Here is a 947-nt window from a genome sequence, read left to right as displayed (position 1 = left end):
TAAGGCATCGGTTTTTGGTACCGTGTATCGCTGGTTCGAATCCAGCTATCCCAGCTAACGAAGTCGATGAGCATTTTGCTTATCGGCTTTTTGTTATATTTCTTCAGTTTATAGCCTGATTAATGCGGTTAATTTCATGTTTGTCCTGTTTTTCGCACTATTTTTCCTGTACAATGGTAAGCGTTCTATCTTTAAGGAGGTCACATGAAACTTAAGTGGACTGTCATCACCCTAATTGCCTTAGCTGCAACTGCAGCCGGGATCTTCTGGGGTGTTGATGCATTCAATGAAAACAAAAGTTACCAAGGTAATATGCGCAATGCGCGAAATGCCGTCGCGGCCCACAACTGGTCAGATGCCGCTATCTATTACTCTGCGGCCCGTGGCATTCACGTTTCCGTCGAAAACCGTACCGCCCTTGAGCAACTTAACTACCTTAAGCACGCGGACAAAGAAATTCGCCACAACAATTGGCAATCAGCGTTAAACCTGTATAGCCTGGTGTTGGCAACTAACGGCGGCGTTGATTTGCTAAACAAGGCCGCCAAAAGTGGCGAAGATTACGTGATGGCACTTAAGAACGCGGACGAGTCAGCGGACAAAGCCTCTTCGCTACAAGTTGCGCTTGATAAGAGGTCATCCGAACTCACCAAGGCACGTTCTTCTGCAGAAGCAGCTGTTAAAACGGCGAATGATGCCGCTAAGGCCGCACAAGACTCTGCCAAGAGCGCTGTAGATGCGGCAAATGATAACGCAACCGATTTGTCGAAGGCGCTATCCTCACAACAAGCTGCTGACAAAGCAGACGCTAAAAGTGAAGCTGCCGATACTAAGACATCAAAGGTCGATAATCATAAGAAAGACAAACCAAACTAATAAATTAAATGCGACTGGGACAGAAGTCTCTGTCTCAGTCGCAAAAGCCGGCAAACTCCCCGTTTTGAAAC

At 46.8% G+C, this 947-nt stretch carries 1 protein-coding gene; it reads left to right on the top strand.

The genetic code is table 11. From position 1 onward, the window contains the following. The first annotated feature begins 204 nt into the window (after nt 1–204). Nucleotides 205–876, top strand: a complete 672-nt coding sequence (locus EST42_RS07480; RefSeq protein WP_134644894.1) for a prolipoprotein diacylglyceryl transferase — start codon at nt 205–207, stop codon at nt 874–876. Nucleotides 877–947 lie beyond the last annotated feature (71 nt).

The sequence above is a fragment of the Weissella cibaria genome, assembly GCF_004521965.1.
Lineage (GTDB): Bacteria > Bacillota > Bacilli > Lactobacillales > Lactobacillaceae > Weissella > Weissella cibaria_A.
The sequence above is the reverse complement of the archived record's forward strand: the minus strand, read 5'-3'. Positions and strand labels throughout refer to the sequence as shown.